The organism is Edaphobacter aggregans DSM 19364 (assembly GCF_000745965.1).
GTDB classification, from domain to species: domain Bacteria; phylum Acidobacteriota; class Terriglobia; order Terriglobales; family Acidobacteriaceae; genus Edaphobacter; species Edaphobacter aggregans.
Window position 1 is genome coordinate 90,072 of record NZ_JQKI01000020.1, and the last position, 21,994, is coordinate 112,065.

General features: G+C 58.0%; 17 protein-coding genes. 5 read left to right on the forward strand and 12 right to left on the reverse strand.

Translation table 11 applies throughout. The features are described from left to right. Positions 1-119: 119 nt before the first annotated feature. The 4 genes from Q363_RS10595 to Q363_RS10610 all read right to left on the reverse strand — a co-directional run bounded on the left by Q363_RS10595 (position 120) and on the right by Q363_RS10610 (position 6,347). Positions 120-1,580 carry a rhamnulokinase gene (locus Q363_RS10595; protein WP_245632152.1) on the reverse strand — a complete coding sequence of 487 codons (1,461 nt, stop codon included), beginning with the start codon at positions 1,578-1,580 and terminating at the stop codon, positions 120-122. Continuing rightward, entirely contained in the window at positions 1,577-3,784 is a 2,208-nt protein-coding gene (locus Q363_RS10600) for a bifunctional rhamnulose-1-phosphate aldolase/short-chain dehydrogenase (protein WP_035349855.1), read from the reverse strand. Before Q363_RS10600 ends, Q363_RS10595 begins: the two co-directional genes overlap by 4 nt. 134 nt (positions 3,785-3,918) lie before the next feature. Continuing rightward, positions 3,919-5,007 carry a substrate-binding domain-containing protein gene (locus tag Q363_RS10605; protein WP_035349858.1) on the reverse strand — a complete coding sequence of 363 codons (1,089 nt, stop codon included), beginning with the start codon at positions 5,005-5,007 and terminating at the stop codon, positions 3,919-3,921. A 134-nt stretch (positions 5,008-5,141) separates the two neighbouring features. Further along, entirely contained in the window at positions 5,142-6,347 is a 1,206-nt protein-coding gene (locus Q363_RS10610) for a sugar isomerase (RefSeq protein WP_035349861.1), read from the reverse strand. A gap of 116 nt (positions 6,348-6,463) precedes the next feature. Here Q363_RS10610 and Q363_RS10615 point away from each other — a divergent pair, with 116 nt between their 5' ends. After that, complete coding sequence (locus Q363_RS10615) at positions 6,464-7,657, forward strand: L-rhamnose/proton symporter RhaT (protein ID WP_035349862.1); 1,194 nt, start codon at positions 6,464-6,466, stop codon at positions 7,655-7,657. 69 nt (positions 7,658-7,726) lie between these two features. On the opposite strand, the gene Q363_RS10620 is transcribed toward Q363_RS10615, so the two are convergent. From Q363_RS10620 to Q363_RS10650, 8 genes are all read right to left on the reverse strand, one after another. Beyond that, a complete protein-coding gene (locus Q363_RS10620) occupies positions 7,727-8,461 on the reverse strand; it encodes an outer membrane beta-barrel protein (RefSeq protein WP_483782888.1) in 735 nt (244 codons plus the stop codon). A 21-nt stretch (positions 8,462-8,482) separates the two neighbouring features. Then, a complete protein-coding gene (locus tag Q363_RS10625; RefSeq protein WP_035349868.1) occupies positions 8,483-9,085 on the reverse strand; it encodes an ABC-type transport auxiliary lipoprotein family protein in 603 nt (200 codons plus the stop codon). Next, entirely contained in the window at positions 9,085-10,047 is a 963-nt protein-coding gene (locus tag Q363_RS10630; protein ID WP_035349871.1) for an MlaD family protein, read from the reverse strand. Before Q363_RS10630 ends, Q363_RS10625 begins: the two co-directional genes overlap by 1 nt. A gap of 4 nt (positions 10,048-10,051) precedes the next feature. Then, complete coding sequence (locus Q363_RS10635; protein WP_245632153.1) at positions 10,052-10,750, reverse strand: ABC transporter ATP-binding protein; 699 nt, start codon at positions 10,748-10,750, stop codon at positions 10,052-10,054. Positions 10,751-10,818: 68 nt separating this feature from the next. Continuing rightward, the gene (locus Q363_RS10640) at positions 10,819-11,943 is read right to left on the reverse strand and encodes an MlaE family ABC transporter permease (RefSeq protein WP_084080223.1); all 1,125 of its coding nucleotides are present in this window, start codon (positions 11,941-11,943) and stop codon (positions 10,819-10,821) included. Positions 11,944-12,508: 565 nt separating this feature from the next. Next, entirely contained in the window at positions 12,509-13,237 is a 729-nt protein-coding gene (locus tag Q363_RS45845) for a potassium-transporting ATPase subunit KdpA (RefSeq protein WP_342667403.1), read from the reverse strand. A gap of 40 nt (positions 13,238-13,277) precedes the next feature. Then, on the reverse strand, positions 13,278-14,228 hold the full coding sequence (locus tag Q363_RS45850; protein WP_342667404.1) for a potassium-transporting ATPase subunit KdpA: 951 nt from the start codon (positions 14,226-14,228) through the stop codon (positions 13,278-13,280). Positions 14,229-15,013: 785 nt separating this feature from the next. Further along, a complete protein-coding gene (locus Q363_RS10650) occupies positions 15,014-18,349 on the reverse strand; it encodes a TonB-dependent receptor (RefSeq protein WP_245632154.1) in 3,336 nt (1,111 codons plus the stop codon). A 284-nt stretch (positions 18,350-18,633) separates the two neighbouring features. On the opposite strand from Q363_RS10650, the gene Q363_RS10655 reads away from it, so the two are divergent. The 4 genes from Q363_RS10655 to Q363_RS10670 all read left to right on the forward strand — a co-directional run bounded on the left by Q363_RS10655 (position 18,634) and on the right by Q363_RS10670 (position 21,950). Further along, a complete protein-coding gene (locus Q363_RS10655; protein ID WP_035349880.1) occupies positions 18,634-20,088 on the forward strand; it encodes a sensor histidine kinase in 1,455 nt (484 codons plus the stop codon). 1 nt (position 20,089) lies between these two features. Beyond that, positions 20,090-20,788 (forward strand): response regulator transcription factor, encoded by a 699-nt coding sequence (locus tag Q363_RS10660; protein WP_035349882.1) that lies wholly within the window; start codon positions 20,090-20,092, stop codon positions 20,786-20,788. 137 nt (positions 20,789-20,925) lie between these two features. Next, positions 20,926-21,525, forward strand: a complete 600-nt coding sequence (locus Q363_RS10665; protein WP_169746961.1) for a tyrosine-type recombinase/integrase — start codon at positions 20,926-20,928, stop codon at positions 21,523-21,525. Further along, a complete protein-coding gene (locus tag Q363_RS10670; protein WP_051978636.1) occupies positions 21,522-21,950 on the forward strand; it encodes an IS91 family transposase in 429 nt (142 codons plus the stop codon). The genes Q363_RS10665 and Q363_RS10670 overlap by 4 nt, the downstream gene beginning before the upstream one ends. Positions 21,951-21,994: the final 44 nt, after the last annotated feature.

Below are 21,994 nucleotides of genomic sequence, written 5' to 3' on the forward strand. Positions count from 1 at the left end.
ATATGGAGATCGAAAAGGAGCCAACGCCGAGCTCTGCCATTGAGGTATCCTACCGCACAAAGTACCAACCTATCTCTTTATTTTCGAAGACTTTGCACGATTAAGTACCGGGGGGATGGTCATACCGCAGCCGACAACACCCCAGCCCAACGCGCCACCGTACCAGCATCCGCCCCGGTCACCGGATCCCGATGACCTCCAAGCACCGCCAACTGCACCGCGAAGTTCCCGATCGTCGAGCTCTCCGGCGACCCGCGAAACACCTCGAGCCCCGTAGCCTCCCCGGTCAGGCGGTTCAGCAAGTCATTCTGACTCGCACCGCCCACAACAAACAGCCGCTTCAGCGTCTTGCCGCTGCGAAACGCGACCCGCCCCAGCACCTCCGCATAACGCGCCGCCAGGCTGTGAAAGATCAGGCTCGCAAACGCGGGAGCGTTCTCCGGCCCCTCATCCATCGGAGCAAGCCCCCTCCGCCGAAGCTGAGCGTTGATCCGCTGCAGCATCTTCCCCGCCAGCAGCAGGTCAGGATCATCCACCTCGAGCAGACCCTGCGGCCTTGGAACTCCCTCCGCCGCCGCAACCAGCTCCGGAATCGTCCACTCCTGACCAGCAGATGCCCACTGATCCATGCACTGCCGGATCAGCCACATCCCGTTCACGTTCTTGTGAAAGCAGACGCGACCGCCAACCGCGCCCAGATTGGTGAAGTTCTCCGCCGCAGCCGGCGCATCGTTCCTCGGCCGCTCCAATACCGTCCCAACCAGCGACCACGTGCCCGAGCTGATGTAAGCCCAGTCGTCGCCCACGGCCGGAATCCCGGCGATCGCCGAAGCCGTATCGTGACAGGCCGGAGCGATCAGCACCGTATCGCGAAACGCTGGAAGCTCCGCCAGCGGCCCGCGCAACCGCCCCACCTCCGTCCCCGGGGGAACGATCTCCGGCGCACACGCCGCATCGAGCATCGCCACTTCGAAGATCTCACCGCACCACCGCCGCGTGTCGAGCTCCACCATCTGGGTGTGCGTAGCGTTCGTATACTCTGCAACCCTGGCCCCACCCCAACGCGACAACATATACTCCGGCAGATTCAGCCATGGCAGCCTCTCGAAGGAATGATGAAGCGAATCCGCGTAAAGCTGGTACAGCGTGTTGATCCGCAGCAGCTGCACGCCCGTCAGCTCGCGAAGACGCTCCGGAGCGATCTGCTCGTGCAGCAGCCGCTCCGACCGCACGGTCCGCTCATCCCGATAGCAGAACGGATCTCCGAGCGCCCGACTATCCTCTCTCACGCGGACATAGTCGACCGCCCAACCATCCACCGCAATCGACCGAATACCCTCCGAAGCAACCGCCGCACACCGCCGCAACCCGTCATCCAGCCCCGCCTCGATCATGGCGAGGTCCCAGTGCAGCTCCCCCTCCACCTCACGCGGAGCATTCGCAAACCGATGCACCAGCGTGATCGAGGGTCCGCCGTCCACCCAACGCAACAACGAAACCCTGCAGCTCTCCGCCCCCAGGTCCACCGCAACCAGAGCCCGCCTATCCGCGGGCAACGCCATGTCTGGCGCCTCGCTCATCGCAGATACGCCTCAGTCAAACCCCCATCCACCGGGATCAGATGCCCCGTCGTGCACCGCGCCAGCGGCCCCGCGAGAAACATAATCGCCTGCGCACAGTCCTTCGGATCGATCGGCTGATGCGTCAGCGTACGGGTCGCATAAAACTTCGCCAGCTCGTTCCGAAGATCGTCATCGCTTCCCTGCTCATCGAAGGGGAGGTTGTACTTCTTCAACGACGCAATCACACGGTCGCGCGGAAACATCGTCGATCCCTTCACCACCGTCGCCGGCGAGATTCCGTTCACCCGCACCTTCGGAGCAAGGCTCACCGCCAGCTCCCGCACCAGGTGGCTCAACGCAGCCTTGCTCACATCGTACGCCTCGCTGCCGCGCTTCGCGACGACCGCATTGGCCGAGCTGGTCAGCACCACGCTGCCGTCGATTCCCTGCTCTTTGAATATCCTCGAAGCCTCATCTGTGAGCAGATAGTTCGCCGTAACATTCACCTCAAGCGTCAGGGCCCACTGCGCGTCCGTGATGATTCCATCCGGCGACGACGGAAACAGCGCTGCCGTATTGATCAGGATGTCCATTCCGCCAAACTGCTTGACGGTCGCATCGAGCGCGTCCTTGATCGCCTTGCGGTCCCGGATGTCGATGCTGGTCCAGCCGACCGCTTCTTTACCGGCAATTGCGCTGGCCTCTTCCGCGACAGCTTCGGCGCCCTGCACGTCACGGTCGGCGACCATCACGTGCGCTCCGCGCTCCGCAGCTAGCAGCGCGACCTCACGGCCGATGCCGCTTCCTCCGCCGACGATCAGCGCTATCCTGCGGCTCAGCTCCTTCTCGGGTGGCTGGCGGCGAATCTTCGCCTCTTCGAGCTTCCAATACTCGATCCGGAAGGCCTCGCTCGGCGGCAGCGCAACATAGTTCTCATACATCGAGAACTGGTCGGCCGAAGCAGCCGGCCCAGCCTGCGGGATATCCGTGCACGTCACCCCGGCACCCAGTACCCCGGCGCCCTGCATCACACCAATCGCATTGATGTAGAACTCGCCGGTGATGCGCGCCTCGGTCTTGTTCTTGCCGAAGCTGAACATCCCTACCCCCGGGACCAGCACTACAGTAGGACTCGCATCACGGATCGCGGGTGAGTCCTTGAGCGCGTGCGTCGCATAGTACTCCGCATACTCCGCGCGATACATCTCGAGCGCCGTCTCGATCAGTTCTTTTATCTCAGCAGGGTCACCGGTCGGATTCCACTTGATGAACATAGGACGGATCTTCGTGCGGATGAAGTGGTCGGGGCAGCTCGTGCCCAGATGCGCCAGCTTCTCCGCGCTTTCGGAGTTGACGAAGTTCAACACCTGCGGCGCGTCCGAGTAGCTTCCGATCCACCGCTGCCTCCGCGAGACCGCGCCCCGGAGATACGGCATGATCGCCGCCGCAATCTCCGCGCGGTCATCGCGCGCCTTCGTCTTCTGGCCGCTGAACGGCTTGTATTCCACCGCCGAACCATGACGTTCGATGAACTGACCAAGCTGATCGATGATGGTGATGGTATTCAGATAGCTTTCGCGCTGGGTGCTGCCCCACGTAAATAGCCCGTGGCCGCCCAGCACGACACCATCACACCGCGGAGTCTCGGCGACGATCTTCTTCAGCATCATGCCCAGCTCGAATCCCGGCCGCTGCCAGGGCAGCCAAGCGAGCTTGTGGCCGAACTCCTTATTGAACTTCTCCATCTTGACCTTGCCGTTGGCCGACGCTGCGAGCGCGATCCCCCAGTCCGGGTGCAGGTGGTCCACATGAGGGAACGGCAGATAGCCGTGCAGGGAAGTATCGATCGACGCTGCCACCGGGTTATTCCCGAACGTGCACAGCGGATACATCTCCACCATCTCGTCTTCGAGATCGACTCCCTTGTAAATCTTTTCGAGCGCGAGCAGCTTATCGAGATACAGCGTCGCGAAGCCGGAGCGCTTGATGCTGCCCAGATCACCACCGCTTCCCTTCACCCAGAGGATCTTCTTCGTCTGTCCGTCGAGCGAATCGACCTGATCGATCTTTGAGCTCGTATTGCCGCCACCGAAGTTGGTAATGCGCAGATCCGATCCCAGCAGGTTCGAGCGATATCGCAGCAGCTCCGGTTCATCCAGCTTCGACGCGACCGCGTCATCCCACCGATCCTCTAAAAACCGGAGTCCGCTTGTTGTCACCATGGAGAGTCCTCAATCTTCTGCCCGGAACACGGGTCTTAGGCATATCATTCCACAGGCAAGATCAATACAGCAACTATTTCCAATGTGAAAACCGCTCGTGATCGCTCACCGAGATGCGGTGCGGAGATCTGCAATTACGAGAGTGATTCCCGCGTCACCATCTTGTGCGCCACATAGTTATAGGGCGGCACCATCTGTCCCCGCAAGAGGGACAGGCCAAGATGAATCAGGTTCGGGCCATAGGAGCCTGCCTCGTGCGATACCGAGCCGATCAAAGGCGAGCCATCCCTCTTCATCTCTGCAATCGCCTCTGCGATGCAATCCTGGCCAACGATGGCGACGTGCTTCTGCCGCTTGTGCTCCCGAACCGCATCCACGGCTCCCAGCGCGCTCGAATCGGTAGCCGCCGCGATCAGGATGCGCCTGTCCTTCGGATGCCGCTGCAGGAAGTCCGAGATCACCTTCCTGCTCTTATCGCGCATACCACGCCCATCGATCCGAACGAAGGACTCCACCGGAAGATCGGGAATGCCGCTGCGTACGCCTTCGAGCGCGCCCGTAATTCTGCTCTGCACTAGTTGTCCCGCCTCTGGCAGATCGAGACCGAGCACCCAATCGACCTTGCCGTCCCAGTTCTTTGTCGCATATGCCGAGAGTGTCTCTCCTGCCTCGATCCCTACCCGGTAATTATCGACACCAAAATACGTCGCGTGGGGATGCGGAATGTCGATCGCGATAAGGGGAATCTTCGCCTCGGCAAGCTTGTCTCCGATCATCGGGGCAACCTCTTCCTCAACCTGGAACTCGATCACCAGGTCTACCCTGCTCCGGACAAACTCCTCCGCATTCTTGAGCGCGGTCGCCGCATCGTAACGATTATCCAGCACTAGCAAATCCACCCCGACGGAGGCCGCAGCCGCCCTCAGGCTCTCTGTCACCTCATTCGAGAAGGGCATATCCGCGCTCTGCCCCGCAAACCCAAAACGCATCTTCTTCGGCCGCGTCACCTGGCGGTACAACCCATCGGGGGACTGCGAAAGATATCCGCGATGCACGAAGGTCTTCAACACACGGTAGACGGTCGTCTTCGAAATTCTCGTCTGCCGGTGAATTGCCTCCAGCGTCATCGGCTGGTTTTCTGACTGCAACAGTTCAAGAATATCCAGCGCCTTCGACAGCACCGGGATCAGATAGAGCCTCTTTATCGTTCTTCTTACGGCCATAATCTCTCGCACAGAAAATAACTACGCAGTGGCTCCCATTATGCGGCACATCGATTCGGTTTCGGTAATGAAATGCGCCACTATCCGTTTCATGAACCTCGCTCTGCGCCCTGGGATCACCGGCCGTACCGCCACTACGCGTAGCTTGAGACGCTCTGTGCGTTCGCGCCCTTTCTCTCTCGCGCAATCTTCTCAACATACCCGCTCTCGGCCAACGCCTCCAGAGGATCTGCCGGCAACCCGCGCGCGATGCGCCACTCCCGCACAAACGGTCGCACATCCTGCCAGAACGCACTGCGGAAACACTCCTCAGCCTCGACCAGTCTGCAGGCATCCTGCAACTCGGCCAGACGTTCCTGATCGATCAGCGATGCCTTTGCATAGAGTTCCTGCGCCGTCACCACCGTCTGCACCATCGCCTCCATCTTGCCTTTCATATTGTGGCTTTGGTCGATCATGAAGGCGATCTCCGCCCGCTCGCTCTCCCTGGCACTCACAATCTCGTGGAGGATGCGGAACACCTGGTAGGGATCGATGGAGCCCAACGTCAGATCGTCGTCCGCATACTTGCGATCGTTGAAGTGGAATCCACCCAGAGCTCCCAGGTGCAGCAGCCACGCGACGATCTGCTCGATATTTGTTCCCTGATAGTGATGTCCGGTATCCACCAGCACCTTGGCCTTAGGCCCTGCACGCCGCGCGAGTTCCAGGGCCATTCCCCAGTCGGCGATGTCGGTGTGATAGAACGCCGGCTCAAACGGCTTATACTCTACCAGCATTCGTTGATCCGACCCCAGGGCGGCATGCGTGGCCGCTAGAACCTCCTCCATCCACGCGATGCGCCGCCGTACACTCTGCGCTCCGGGGTAGTTCGATCCATCCGCGATCCAAAGCGATACATCCTTCGAACCAAGCGCGCGCGCAATCTCCACCGAATCCAGCAAATGAGTCAGCGCATTCTTGCGGATCTCCGGGTCGGGATTTGCGATTGATCCGTACTTGTACCCCTGGTCCTGGAACAGATTTGGATTGATCGATCCTGCCCGCACCCCATACTTCTTCTCGAGAGCATGGATCGCCGACACGTCCTGTTTGCCTCCGGGCAGGTCCCACAAGACGTGCAGCGCCACCGTGGGGCTTGCGCCAGTCAGGGCATTAACCTGCGAAGCATCGGAGAACTTCTCCTCAATCGTCGTCGCCGCAGCATCCTGCAGAAACTTTCCGAAGCGGGTCCCGGTATTGGCAAATCCCCAGGAAGGCACCTCGATCCGAAAGCTGTCCAGGGCACTCCAGACCTTCTCCGTACTCCGCTCCGCCGCACCTGCACCATTCGTTGTCATCTCGCTGCCTCGCCACCTGAAGACTCTTGAGTAGAAATATACTCCCTATTGAAACGATTCCCTATAATGGTACGCTCTGACCGAGGAACATCCATCAGGCAGCCAACGAGGGACACGTGGGACCAAATCCATTCATCGGCGTCATCTATCACTGGGTCGGAGGCTTTGCCTCCGCGACGAACTTCATTCCCTTCCGAGGCATCAAGCGCTGGTCCTGGGAGATCTACTGGCTCATCCAGGGCTTCGCCGCCTGGATCGTCGCGCCGCTTATCCTTGCGGCGATCTTCGTTCCTCATCTCGCTTCGATCCTCCACGAAGCCTATGCCACCAAGCCCGAGAGCATCTTCTACGCCCTCCTCTGGGGAGCGCTCTGGGGAGTCGGCGGACTGACCTTCGGCCTCGCCATCCGCTATCTCGGCATCGCACTCGGATACGCCATCGCTCTTGGTCTTTGCACAGCTTTCGGAACTCTCATCCCTCCTATTTACGACGGCTCCATCAGAACAATCGTCCATGAAACCTCGGGCCTGATCATCCTACTCGGTGTTCTCATCTGCCTCATTGCCGTCGCGGTCAATGGAGCCGCTGGCCTCTCCAAGGAAAACGAGATTACCCCGGAAGAGAAGGCCGAGGCAGGCGAGACCGACTATAGCTTTGGCAAGGGCATCGCCGTCGCCATCTTCGCCGGCATCATGAGTTCCTTCTTCGCCTTTGGACTCAAGGCCGGGGCTCCGATCGGCGACATCGCCAAGCGTGAGTTGCTTGCCAACCACCATCTCGACCTCTGGCAGAATCTCCCCGTCCTCATCGTCGTTCTGTGGGGAGGCTTCCTGACCAACTTCATCTGGTCCGCCATCCTCATCATCAAAAACAGTTCCATCAAGCAGTTTCTCGGTGCTCCCGGCCACAACCCCATGCGTGCCACGCACGCTTCAGGCGATACGCTCGTCGACTTCGATCCTCTGGACGCCTCCACCTACGACCAACTCGCTCCCAAGACCCTCGCGGCCAACTATATCTTCGCCGCTCTCGCCGGAGTTGTCTGGTACTTTCAATTCTTCTTCTACTCCATGGGCCAGACCAAGATGGGCAAGTACGACTTCTCCAGCTGGACCCTTCATATGGCGAGCATCATCATCTTCGCCACTCTCTGGGGCCTCTTTCTGAAGGAATGGCACGGCACCAGTCGCCGCACCAAACTCCTCGTCTCCTGCGGCCTCTTCCTCCTGATCGGCTCCACGGTAGTGGTCGGTTATGGCAACTACCTGAAAGCCGTTCAAGATGGAATCCCGACCGTCTCCGCGCAATAGCTCGAAGCGCAGAGCGGTACGCTTCAACGGAGATGGCGGGCGTCTGCTTGAAGTACCGAGTCCGCCCTGTCAAACAATCTCCTGCCTAGAATGTGAACCTTCCAGAGAAGAACTGAAAGGCACGCGAATCACACTGGCGAAGTTGAGGGTCCCGAAGGTAGCGCTGTTGTTTACATTGACCGGGATCGTGTTGTTCGAAGCATTGCTTCCGAACGTCACGGTATTCGTGACATTCTGGCAATCGACCCCGAAGACAAACTTAGCCCGTTCCGTAATGTCGAAGGTGCTGCGCAGAGCGCTGGTGAGGCGGTTCATGCTCGGACCATGCAGGCCATAGGGAGCAATGCGAGTAAGGTTGCTGATCATGAACGTACCGGAGTTGCAGTACGGCCCTGTGCTCGCGGCACAGGGAACACCTCCGGCGCCGGTACCTGGACTAGCGCTGGACAATGCTCCCGTCAGGTAGCTCTTGGTTCCCAGCGTGGCTGCAGTAACGCCGTCGCCCCATCCCCCACCCTGGCGCGGGTTGCCTCCGATGAAGTTCGGGTTGGCATCCGGCATACAGGTACCCGCACCCACGTTCTGAGTGGTGGCGTTGCAAGTACCCACGATCGCCAACGGAATGCCCGAGGAGTATTGGAAGATGTTCGAAAACTCCCACCCGCCAAGCAGCGCGCGAACCCAGAAGTGGTCTCCACCAATCTTGCCTTTGCCGAAGGGAAGTTCATATACGCCGAATCGACAGACCCGCGTAGGGAGCGCGCTTCGGGATTGAATTGTTGATAGTAGTGATCTGGAGAACAGCCAAGAACATACCGCGCTTCCTCATCGTTCGTTTGCGACGCCCTTGAGGCCCTCAGACGCGAGGCGGCGCAAAAGGCGGCCGGCGCTGGCGGCCAAGTCCCCAGGTAGCTCGGCCGAGACGGGCTCGCTAGCTCGCACCACCTGTGTATGGACCACGCGGTCGGTCCCAGTGATCTGAAACTCCACAGCCCCGACGAGTCGCGTCCCTCCCGCGGACTCTAGATCCCAGACCAGGAGTGTCGCGGCCAGCGCGGGAGCACGGCCAGCGTCGACAAGGCGGATAGCGGGACTCGACGCCACTTCGATGCGCAGTGCCGTGTCCAGATACCTGTCAGGAGCGGACGACCATCGCCAGACAGAGTCCTCGGTCAACTCACCATCCGGTTGCTGGTGCAGTACCCGGCGGCCGATGTGTCCGCGTGCTTGTGTATCGAGCAGCCGGACAGCGGCGGCATTGGGAACCTTGGTCACTTGCCTCGCTGGCTCGGGCAGTTGCGGCTCGAGCAGTTGCGGCTCGATCATGCGGGTGGGTGCCGTATCGGGGCGCCGAAGGCGACAGGCGACTGCCCCCAGGCAGGCGATCGTGAGCAGGAGACAGAACCCTAGTCGGGGCACACGAATCATTAGCGTTTCACCTTAGCTGGTCGTAGACCATGGACCACCGACTCGGGTTGATCCTCGAGCAGCCGCGCAAGATCGCGCATCTCTTCGAGCGAATCCTGGATGGCAGGCAAGGAACGTCGGAGATCGTCCGCCGCAAGCCTGGAATTCTCCGCCGCTTCGCGCGCCGATTGGTTCACGGCCGGAAAGTCTGCGCCCTTAATCGCGGCCCGAGCCTCTTCAGAGAACTTGACCAAAGTCCCCTCGGTGCCGATTACCCCATCCAACTCAGACCTGATCTGTTCGATCTGCGTAGTTGTCGTTGCAAAGAATTTCCGCGAGTCTGCGCTCAGCGCTGGTAGGTCGCTGTCCTGCACAATGCGCTCGACGTTAGTGAAGAATCGGTCGCTTCGGTCGAGGCTATCGGGAACCCTGGCAACAATCTCCTTGAGAGTTTGTAGCGTCGCTTCCGCGCGATCCAAAAGCGCAGGCAGCCGATCCTGCACAGTCTGAAACGTCGAGGGCATCGACGGCACGTAAGGCCGACTCGGTGTGAACCCAAGGTCCATCGGTGGAGGGGGATTTTGCGGAACATCGAGCAGCAGGTATGCCTCCCCCGTCACCGGGTTGGCCACGGTCCGGGCCCGAAGGCGAGGAAAGGTGCCTCCAATATCAGTAATCGTCCGGATCCTGGTGACATCCAGGCCAACGGTATTGAGGCGGTCGAGGAACACCTCGAAGTCGATTTCGACGATGGTCCCCTGTGCGTCCACACGCAATTCTGTGACTTGGCCGATGTGGACGCCCCTGAACAGTACCGGGCTCGAAACGTCCAGGCCCCTGACGTTCTCGGTGGTATAGGTGACCATGCCGATCACGTCACGGCTCCTCATCCGTTGGATGAAGAGCACCGCCGTGGCTAGGACAACAACCAGTACGACAACGATGAACAAGCCCAGTCGCGCATAACTTTTCTCGACGGCCATTCGGTTATCCTCCCGGATTTGCGGACACGCCATACGGCGACCGCGTGAAGAAAGCATGGACGAACGGAATCTCCGATTCATCGCGAAGTTTGCGCGGGTCTCCCCGTGCGACAATCCCTTTCGCGGCCTTGTCCAGCACGATACAGTTGTCAGCCACGAGGAAAATGCTCGGCAGCTCGTGGGTCACAATAACGACCGTGATTCCCAGGTCGCGGCTAAGCGTGAGGATGAGCTGGTCGAGCTCGACCGCCGAGATCGGGTCGAGTCCGGCGGACGGCTCGTCGAAAAACAGGAGATCGGCTTCGAGCATCAGTGCACGGGCAATGCCGGCCCGCTTTTTCATGCCACCCGAGATTTCGCCGGGAAGATGCTCGGCGAACGCACCAAGGCCGACGAGGTCGAGCTTCGCGTGGACGAGCTCACGCACTGTCGCGCCGCGTATCGGAGTCCATGTGGTCAACGGCAGCGCGAGGTTCTCCGCGAGCGTCATAGAGCTGAACAGCGCGCCCGACTGAAAGAGCACGCCGAATGGCGGCGTGCCCGCGTAGCTACTCGGATCTCCAACGCCATCGATATCGATTCGCCCGGCCTGGGGCTGCTCAAGCCCGATCAAATGTCGCAGCAGCGAGCTCTTGCCGCACCCTGATCCGCCGAGGATAGCGAAAATCGTTCCGCGCTCCACCTGGAAAGTGGTGTGCTCCATGAGCACGCGTGTCCCCCAACCGATGCGCAGATCGTCGACGATGATGTGCGGTCTTGATAGCGGCATGTTCAGATTCCCATGAGTGCGAAGAATAGCGTAAAAAGCGCGCTGATCACAATCGTGCTGAAGATGGCCAGCACCACGGCGGTCGTCGTCCGGGCGCCGACAGCGGCGGCGCCACCGCGTGTGAGCAGCCCTTGGCCACATGCGATCAACCCGATCGCGAGCGCCAGAAACGGAGCCTTGATGAGACCCGTGAGCAGGTGGCTGACGGTGATCGCCTTCGCAGTCGCCTGAATATAGGCGTGGGGTGTCATGTCCGTCATAACCACGGTGGCCATTAGGCCTCCGACGAGGGCCAGCACATCGCCAACCCAGGTCAAGAGCGGCACCGTAACGGCGAGCGCGAGACAGCGGGGCAGGACCAACCATCTCACAGGGTCGAACCCCATCGAGCGCAAAGCGTCAATCTCCTCCGACACCTTCATCGTGGCGATCTCCGACGCGAGACCAGCGCCTGATCGCCCGGCCACGACGATTGCTGTTACCAGCGGTCCGAGCTCTCTGAAATGCGCGACCACTACAAGTTCGGGGACGTAGGTGATCGCACCGAAGCGCCCGAGTTGCGAGATGCCGAGCAAACCGATGATGACGCCGACCAGCAGGTTGGCGGCGCTCGTGACCGGCAGCGCGTCTGCGCCGATCTCTTGAATCAGCCTCGGCAACGAACGCCAATCGACCGAGCTCGGTGTGGCGGACGCTCTCGGAACTGCGACGGCACAGCGACCGATGAAATCAAGTGCGGCGGTTGTCTTGCCAGGCAGGTGCGCCACAAGTGCGCCGATCCGCGTCAGCGGATTCATCGTTCGCGTCTGAGGCGCTGGGAGGACAGCCCGGCGTTCGCGATAAAGCGCGATCAAGCGTGCCGCTTCGGGGTTATGGCCTTCAACGACCGACGCGCGCAGCCCATCCGCGTCCAGCCGATCGAGAAGACGTGCCAACAAGGCTGCGCCCGTGCCGTCAATTCGATCGAGCTGCGCCAAGTCGACATCGACTGAGCAACATCCACTCAGACTGGCCTCAGTGTTCTTGAGTGCCCGCGTCACCGCTGTCGCATGGGCCAAGTCGAACGGACCGGTAGGTACTAGAGTTACGTGGCCTCCTTCTCGGTCAGCCCGAAGGGCAACACTCATTGCGCAGATCTCCCGAGCTTAGTTGGGCAGGTCAAAGTTTCCAGAGCCCGAAACCGGAGAGCATTCAGTACTTCGAGTATATTTTGACGCGAAACGCTGGACTTTCGAGCAACAGCATGGTCAGGCAGCGCAGCAATACCCAACCATTTTGTCCTGCCTTACCTTCGTATCCTGGACGATGCGCAACTTAGCACCACCAGAAGATTGGGCAATGCCTGATACGGCTTTCAACACTGCTTGCAGAAGATTTAGATCGCTGTATCCAACCTAGCCACTATCGGTTAGGTATCATACTGCAAAATTGGCCAAACCAGCAAGAATCTCGCAATGTTCAAGACCCATGTTCCGCCACCGCTCCAGACACAGCAGGAAGACAGATTGCTTAACTTGCCGGGACGGGGGAAGTCGATCTTCACTCCGTTTCGATAGCTCATCGGTTCATCATCTGATCGGTTGATCGGTGACTCTGGCCCGTTGTTGCAGAGTGTATATCGCCCACGCGCGACGAGTAGCCAGAGATAAAGACCAACGGGATCAAATCGGAGTTGTGTGAGTTGCTCGCGCCCTAAACTCCGAATATCAAATGCTCAAGCACGGGGCCGAGGACTAGTACCGGAAGATAGCTCAGTGCAGCCACTACTATTAGACAACCTGTCAGGAAAATCCCAAATGTAAGACCGTCTGTGCGAAGAGTTCCTGTTGAGGAGGGTGTACTTCTCTGCCGCGCAACCAAACCCGCGCAGGCCAGGGCGGGAATTGCCAATCCGAACCTCCCCGCCATCATGGCCAGCGCAGTGGTGATGTTATAGAAAACATTATTAGCGCTGAGACCTGAAAAACTTTGTCCATTATTGGCAAAGCAAGACGAGTAAGCGAACAGAATCTCAGTAAGGCCGTGGGGTCCCGTGTTAGTGGTCAGGCCGGCGAGTCCGGCTTTGCTACTAATAGCAAGCGCGGTTAGCGAAAGGATAGTCACGGGGGCAGCCAGGGCATAGAGAATGATGAATTTGTTCTCCGCCGGACCTATCTTTTTGCCGAGATACTCTGGCGTACGACCTACCATAAGCCCCGCCAAAAACACAGCTATAGCAGCAATCATCACCATGCTGTAGATCCCTGTGCCGAGACCTCCGAAGACAACTTCCCCGAGTAGAAGGTTGACCAGGAGGACCATCCCTCCAAAGGAGGTATAACTGTCGTGCATCGAGTTGTTCGATCCTGTAGCGGTGTTTGACGTCACGACAGCGGTTAACGTAGAGCCGGCAATGCCGAAACGGACCTCTTTCCCTTCCATATTGCCTCCGGCTTGAGACGCACCATGATAAGAGTTGACGCTACCGAGATGTGGGTTTGCCGTGTTGTTCAAAGAGATGGACTGAGATCAATCCAATCGCGAATAGAACAACCATTAGGGAGTAAAGCAGCCAGCCCTGGCGGGGTTGGCGAATCATTCTGCCGAATGTGTTGGTTAAGGCCGCCGGCAAGAGCACGATTGCCAACATTTCCATGAAGTTTGCGAGCGGTGTAGGGTTTTCGTATGGATGGGAGCCATTAACGTTGAAGAAGCCGCCTCCGTTTGTCCCTAGATTCTTGATAAATTCAAGTGCGGCGACTGGGCCTTGCGGGATCACCTCCTTAGAACCCTCCAGAGTAGTCGCAACGGCGTAGTGGTGGAAGTTCATCGGAACTCCCTGCCATACGAGTAGAACGGCTCCGACCAGCGCGCCCGGCAAAAGGATCCAAAGCAATGCGCGAGTAGTATCAACCCAGAAATTGCCAAGTGTTTTTGAGAGTTGACGAGCAAAACCTCTGATGAAAGCAATACCTATCGCCAGTCCAGCTGCGCCAGCCAGGAAGTTCTGCGCGCAGAGGCCGACCATCTGGCTGAAGTAACTCATGGTGTTCTCGCCGCCGTAGGCTTGCCAGGTCGTGGTGGTCGAGAAGCTGATCGCTGTATTGAGAGCCAGGTCAGGAGATAGCGGCGTAGTGAGGTACTTAGGAAAGAACCATGGCAGGAATCCCTGCAATCTGAGAATGGCATATAACAAAAGCGTGCCAGCTAGACTAAAGAGCACAAAGCACACTGCATACTGGGTGGAGGTCATCTCCACATTTGAATCAATGGCGGTAACGCGGTATATAAGCCGCTCGATTGGAACACATAATCGATCCAGTACGGTCGCCTGTCTGGAAAAGACTTTCTCCATGTACCCGCCTAATGGCTTCACCAGGACGGTTACAACTGCCACGAACAGAATGTATTGCAAGATGCTATGAAAATCCAAGGGGCTCCTCAAGAGCAAGCCAGGGTTTAGGGCGGCCTTGCGGCGCTCTCCCAAGCCTAGGCTTAGCGCGCTCATCTTTGTTGCTATGAGATCTAACGCCAGTTTTTCGTTCGCTTAGATATTTAGTGTATTCACAGTAAGTCGCCGTCAGGAGGCCGCTGACGAGACGTTCGCCGAGGAAGCCGAGTTGACGGCCGGCACCCTCCGAGCCGTGGCGTTCATGGACGATGCTGGCGCCCGTGAAACTCCGGGCCAGCAAAAGTGTCAACGTCATATTTTTTTATTCAAACAACCGTCGCATAAAAAAGACGTAGCGATGTCATAAAGAATTCGGACACGTCTCAGAGGTTGCTCTTACCAAAGACGCAGCTTCATTGCCGCTCTCGATTGCGCGACGATGCAGTTGCCCAGTCAATCACAACGATAACTCCGTCCCTTTGCTTGTATACGCTCGCTCTCTTGAAGGAAAGCCATGCGCGCGGCTGCACTTTTTGCTCAGGCACGACGACAGTCTCAAAACTTCCGGCCATCACTACGCGCGGACACTTGACCTCCGTGGCACTGTCTCCGTTATCAACCGACCAAAACAAGGGGGCTTCTGTGTATGCGTTGAAATATATTCGGCACGCACCTGTCCATAACAAACTCATCGTCTACCTCGAATGACGTGGGTTCTATCCATTCAGAACGTGATCTCTATCTTTGGAGCGGCTGCCTCAGGCTGGGGCGAAGTATCTTGATATTCCCCCCAGCCCTGACCAGCTGGCTTTGCCTCCAATTGAGCCCTAGAACTCAAGCCGCAGAGCGACCTGGCCCGTCCGGTTGCCCGCGTTTTCTGCCGTCTGCGCCTGGTTTAGCACCCCAAACGAGGTCTGGTTGCTTATGTTCGTCGCAGGTGGCGCGTAGTTGGTACGGTTCAGCACATTGGTGAACGTCGATTCGAAGCGCAGGCGCCAGCTCTCCCTGACAGCAACGACCTTCGCCAAACCCGCACTGACTGCGATGGTGCCAGGCGCCTCGAGACTTCCAACTCCTGCGTTGCCAACCCGCCCTGCATTAGCCGGCGTGGGTTCAAACGCATTGAGGTTGAAGTAATTGATCGACGAACGGTGAGCAGGAATCGGATTGCCGACCCGATCCGGGCGAACAATCGATCCAGCTGCAGAAGGGTTCGTATTGGTCTGGTCAGCGTTGACACTGTCGGTCGGGGTCAGGTACGGCCCTGTCTCCAACAGCGTGATCGTGTTCACATTCCAACCGCCGAGGATACCGCCCACGACAGGTGAAGAGTTCAACCACTGCCGGCCCTTGCCGAATGGCAGCTCATACGTTCCTGTCACCAGGAAGCGCTGACGCCGCGTTCCAACGACATTGCCGCGGTTTGCGTTGATGTCGAAGCGATTCAGATCCGAGAGTCCATAGCGGGTTTCACCTTGAAACGCTGTGGGGGCATCGCCCTGAGCGTCGCTGATGTTATGCGCCCAGGTGTAGTTTGCCTTATAGGACAGGCCCCGGGCCATTCTGTGCGTTGCCTCGAGTTCCATTGCCTGGTAGTTCTGTTTGCCCAGGTTATAGGTCGAATAGATGACGCCCCAGTTCTGGAACGGCACGGGATTGGGAGTGCTTGAAGTAGTGGGTTTCGATTGGTTCAGGTTTACGCTCACGTTCAGACGGTAGGAGTTCATCCCCACGTAACTGATCCGGACAGAGGTGTTGGAAGTAAGCTCCCGTTCTACAGTGAGGTTCCACTGTGCCGATTGAGCATCGCGGTAGTGCGGATCGACACCTTGTTCGAATATGCCACCGCCAAACTGCAGGCCTGCGCCCTGCGGTGTCACATGTGGGAACGTGAAGAGTGGTGTGCCTGCGTTGTTGTTCTGCCAGAGGTTGACGGCAGCCTGCGGAGTGCTCTCCATATTGTTCTGAAGTTGTCCGAGCGCGGTCACAGTAAAGATGCCAAAACCGGCACGGACGACCGTCTTGTTGTCCTTGAACGGACGGTAAGCAACGCTGACCCGCGGATCGAAGTTACGAAGATATCGCTGCCGAAGGCCCCCCGGCAGTCCTGCCTGGCTGTTTGTCACCACTGGGGTACAAGTGCCAGCGTTGTAGTTCGGATTGACATTGCCAAGTCCACAGGCATTGAACGACGCAAGGAAGGCTGGGGCTGTCTTGAGGCCGAAGTTATCGATGATAATTGCTCCCTGTCCATTTGCACCCGGCCCACTGTAGTTGGGATCGAAGTTGGCCGCAATCCCGTTCTTATCAACAAAGGGAGAGAGCAGTTCCCAGCGCAGACCGAAGTTGAGCGTAAGACGGTCATTGACTTGCCATTGATCCTGGCCATAGATCCCGGTCTGAACGCCGCTAGCATCGTCTTTCGGACCCGTCACGGCAAAGTAGGCGGTGTTCGGAGCGCCGATCAGGAGGTCGCCGAAGGCGTTTCCGGTGAAGGCGCCTTTGTTGAAGGTGAATAGGCCGTAATCGTCGGAAGGCGTCTCGATCTCAGGCACGACGAAGCGTACCCAGCGAACATCCACTCCAGTGCGAATGGTGTGTCTGCCCCGGCTGTACGTGACGTTATCCGCAATCTGCTTGGTAAAAGACTGCGTGGGGCCGACGTGATCCCTGCCGATGGATTGGAAGCCTGTTCCGTCGGAGAAGACAATCGAAGGGAACCCTTGATCGGTCGGATGGTTTGAAACATTAACACCTTGATCGCCGCCTACCTGAAGGTTCAGCCCCTCGAGGGCCTCAGCACCTACGATCGGGAAGTTTGGGGCGAGCGTCGTATCCGTGTAGCCAAAGCGAAACTCATTCAGCAGCCGGCTGCTGATCACATAGTTGTGGGAGATCAGGAAGCTGCGGTCATGCTCGGTGTCCACGTCATTGGGCAGCAACGGGTTGACCACATTCACCAACAGGTTCTTCCGGTTGAAGCGCGCATACACCTGCTGCTTCGAGTTAATGACCTGATCGATGCGGGCATCGAAGCCGTCAGTGTTCGACGGAGTCGAAACGAGAGTCTGGTAATTGGGTTGGCCAACCGGCACATTGGGCAGATTGGGCAGCGGGTAATATTTACTCAGCAAAGCGGTAGCGAAGGGGTTGATTCTCGACTGCGGAATCACCGGACCTCCCATATCTCTCAGATCTCCCATCCTGTCCTGGACGCTCGGCACCGCATACTGCTGCGCCTGCGAGATCCGTCTCCGGTTACCCTCATAGTCGAAGAAGAAGAACGTCTTGTCGTGTCCGTTGTAAAGGTGCGGAATCAACAGCGGGCCACCAAGGCTGCCCCCGAAGGTATTGAAACGTTTCGGCGCTTTCTGTGCGAAGTTGTACACGTGAGCATCGAGGGCGTCGTTTTGAAGATACTCGAAGAGACTCCCATGAAACGTGTTCGTTCCGCCCTTGGTTGTGAACGTCACGTCTCCGACCTGGGAGAACTCGGCATTGTTGTTAAAGGCTGCGACCTTGAGCTCTGCGATTCCTTCGGACGATGGGTAAGGGTTCGCTCCGGCAACAGCACTGTAGACGTTCGCCGTCGAAATGCCATCAACCGAGAACCCGACCATGTTCGACGTTGCGCCGCCCACTGCGACATTTCCCTGGCTGTCCTGTTGCACATTGGCAGACGTTGCCAGGGCTGCCAGAGGACTGGTGCTCGAGGCGCGAAAATTGAGCGGCAATTGACCGATCTCCGCGGTGCCTTTGGAATCGCCGAGCACTGCATTTTCGGTGTTGATCTGATTTGCAGAGGAGGTCACGTCAACTGTCGTCGCCTGTGCGGCAACCTTCATCGCGAGGGTGAACCGGAGATCCTGCCTCGCCGCCAATGTGATTTCGGAGATTACCGTCTCGGCGAATCCGTCGTGCTGCGCTCGGATGCTGTATCTGCCGGCGAGGACATTTTCAAACGTATAGCTGCCCGTAGCACCCGTCTTCACAACTCGATCGGTATTTTGATCAATGCTGTGCAGCGTAATCTGCGTATCCGGTATTGCGGCGCCAGAATCATCCTGAGCGGTCCCTCGAATGCTCCCAAACGTGGACTGCGCTTCCAAACGGGCAGTGCTCATGAAGAGCAGCCCAAACAGTAGCACAAGGCCACCGAGCATAAGCCACTTCTGAACTCGGTTGAGCAACAGCACTGGCTCCAAATGCAAACACCTCTGGTAATGCGAGGTCAAGGGTGAGGTTCGACGAATGGTTCCTCTCAAAGGGGACATGTGTATTCTCCAATCTGCCAGCACAACTGGTGGCATATCTCATGAAAGAGCGCCTTCCGTAACTACGGCATAACTAAGAGCAGGACCTTTATGGTTTGCTTACAACTTTCTTGATTTCTGGCCGAATGCCGAGAAGAAACCTCAAGAAATTGCCGGTATCCTGATCTCTAGAGATGAAGTACACGCAAGTAGCCAAGCGACTGCTGCGAACCGCCGCAATCGTCCCCGTTGTCCCATTGCTAACCGGTGTCGTCTACCTTGGTCGTGGCAAAGCAATGACCGCAGGCCTCATCGATCTGGTTCTCGTGATGCTGATTGCGTTCCGCTGGGGATTTATTGAAGCGGCGGTCGCCTCAGTATTGGCGGTGGCTTGCCTGGACTACTTCTACATGGCGCCGATCTTCTCTCTATATGAGCGAGACCCTCAGGACTGGATCTCATCAGGAATATTTTTGGTTATCGCTTTGACCGCTGGCCATTTTGCAGATCACATAAAGCAAAAGGCGACACAAACCGAGAGCGAACGGACAAGAATGGAAAGGCTTTATCTGACGAGCCGGGACCTCATCACGATGGACCGGCGCAAAGAAGTTGGCGCACAACTTACAAACCTGATTGCTGACACTTTTAAGGTCGATGCTGTGGCTCTATGGGACGCACGCGAAGCGCGAATGGACAAGGCGGGGAAAGACATCATCCCAGAGGATGAGGTTCGTGCTACCTATTTTCATGAACTTATTGAGAACGACTTTATTTCTTGCAAATTCAAGCGTGTATTGAGACTTGGGACCAGACCTGTCGGCGCGCTTTACATCGCAGGCTCTTCTCACGAAAGCAACCTCGATCCGCGATCAGTGGACGCGATTGCTTCGCTCTCGGCGATTGCCCTGGAAAGAGCACATTCCTTTATAGCTGAGAGTAACGCCGAAGCTGCAAAGCGGAGTGAGCAGCTCCGCTCGACTATTCTCGACGGACTGGCCCACGCGTTCAAAACGCCATTGACAACGATCCAGAGCGCAAGTTCGGGATTGCTGGAAATCAACCGGCTCGAATGTCCTGAAAGAGAGCTTGTGTCTCTCATCGATGAACAGGCAACGCGTCTGGCCACACTGACCAACCGAGTGCTGCAGACTGCAAAATTGGATGAAGGACAATTAGACGTAGATCACGAAAGGATCCGCCTGGATCAATTGTTCCGCTTCTGTAGAGAAGAGGCTGTTCCTGCTTTGACGGACCATCATTTACGGATCATCGACGAGACGTCGGGGAGCGATGTATGGGCGGATGCCCATTTGCTCCAAATGGCTCTCTTACAGATGCTTGATAACGCTTCCAAATATGCAAGTCCCAGATCGCCAATTACGCTTCGTGTCACGCTAACCGATACTGAGGTCGTGTTCAGCATACAGAACGAAGGCTCGTTTATTGCCCCTGAAGAGCGGTTGCGGATCTTTCAGCGTTTTTATCGATCGCCAGGGTCTCAACATAAAGCATCCGGAACTGGCATTGGTCTGTCTGTAACCAAACGAATTGCTGAGGCCCACCGCGGTAGAGTGTGGGTTGAGAGTGATTCAGAGACAAGCACAACATTCTTTTTCACGCTGCCGCTCATATGCAAGGAGGCCTGATGTGGACGAATCACAAGGCAGATTGCTGATTGTAGAAGACGACTCCGCGTTGCGACGAAGTCTGCGCACCACCCTTGATGTTCTAGGATTCGATGTGGGTGAGGCCGGCAACGGCGAGGATGGCCTCGTACGGCTGCGCATGGTTGATTATGAGGCCGTTCTCCTCGACATTAATATGCCAGGAATTGGGGGTATCGAGACCTGTCGGCGTATTCGGCGCATCTACACGAGACTGCCGATTCTAATGCTGACGGTTCGCGACACTGAAGATGACAAAGTCGAGGCGTTGGAGGCTGGCGCTGACGACTACGTGACAAAGCCGTTTCAAACACGTGAGTTGACGGCTAGAATCCGTTCCGCGATTCGCCGATTTCGTGCGCCGGAAACTCCTGCCGAGATGGCGCTCACAAACGGCTCCATCGTGCTCGATCCCGTCCGACGGCGTGTCGAACGAACTGGGATTGAAGTACACCTGACCCCGCGCGAATTCGATGCTCTTCATCTCCTGATGACACATGCAGGCCGGCCAATTACACATTCGCGGCTACTTGCTGCCTTGCGCGGGCCCGGCTCTGGAAACGATCGTGCCTATTTGCGGGTTCTCATCGGTCAGCTCCGTAAGAAACTCGAGGACGATGCTGCGGACCCAATGTATCTTTTGACAGACAGCCATGTCGGATACCGCTTTCGTGAGCCATAGCCGCTACCTTATATCATCGGAAGCTGTCTCCGGGGACCGTCGAGAACCACGTCGCCGCTCTGCGCTTCTTCTACATGCGCACCCTGAGGCGACCCGAGTTCTGCGAGTTTCTGCCCTATCCGAAGGTGCAGCGGAAATTGCCCAACATCCTAAGCAAGGAAGAAGTGGCGCGTCTGATTGACGCCAGCGAGAGCCTGTTCCAGCGTACCCTGCTGATGGTCCTTTATGGCACGGGCATGCGCCGTTCCGAGGTCGTCGCTCTGAAGATCGATGACATCGACAGTCAGCGCATGATCATCCGCGTGATCAAGGGCAAGGGCGGCAAGGATCGTGACCTGCCGCTGAGCCCGGCGCTGCTGGAGACCCTGCGCGCTTACTGGCGCTGGCTCAAGCCGCGGACTTACCTGTTCCCCTCACGGATGCATCGCGACCGGGAGCAGCCCATCACGGATAAGACCCTATGGTGGGCCTGCAGCCAGGCTGCGCGAAGAGCGGGCATTCGTAAACGGGTAAGCCCCCATTTGATTCGGCACAGCTGGGCCACGCACCTTCTTGAAGCCGGCAACGATCTGCGCACCATCCAGCTTCTGCTCGGCCACGAGGATCTGGAGACCACGGCCAGGTATCTTCACCTCTCCCAGCAGCACCTGCACCAGGTCTCGAACCCGCTCGAAGAGCTGAAGATCTCCGCTGTCGACCAGAGCCGCCGCTCCTATCATCGTCCGCTTCCTTCATGACCCGGCCGGCCATCGAAGTGGCTGACATCATCCGCGCGCACGGCAACCGATTCCTGGAACGCTACCAGTCCGGCTTCAGCTATCAGCAGATGAAGGCGTTCCGCGCTATCAGCCGTTGCCGCACAGCCGCGCTGGGCGGACATCTCGACGTGTGTCACGACTGCGGTTATCAGACCGGCATCTCCTACAACTCCTGCCGCTCACGATGCTGCCCGAAATGTCAGGCACAGGCCCGACAGCGTTGGCTCGAAGCCCAGGAGCGCGATCTGCTCAACACCGGCTACTTCCACGTCGTGTTCACCGTGCCCCACGAGTTGAACCCACTGGGCGCTCACCACACCGGCGGTCTTCTACGACTTGCTGTTCGTGGCCAGTTCACGGACTCTGCTGGAAGTCGCAGCCGATCCGAAATACCTCGGCGCTGAGATCGGATTCCTCTCCATCCTGCATACCTGGAGCCAGAACCTCC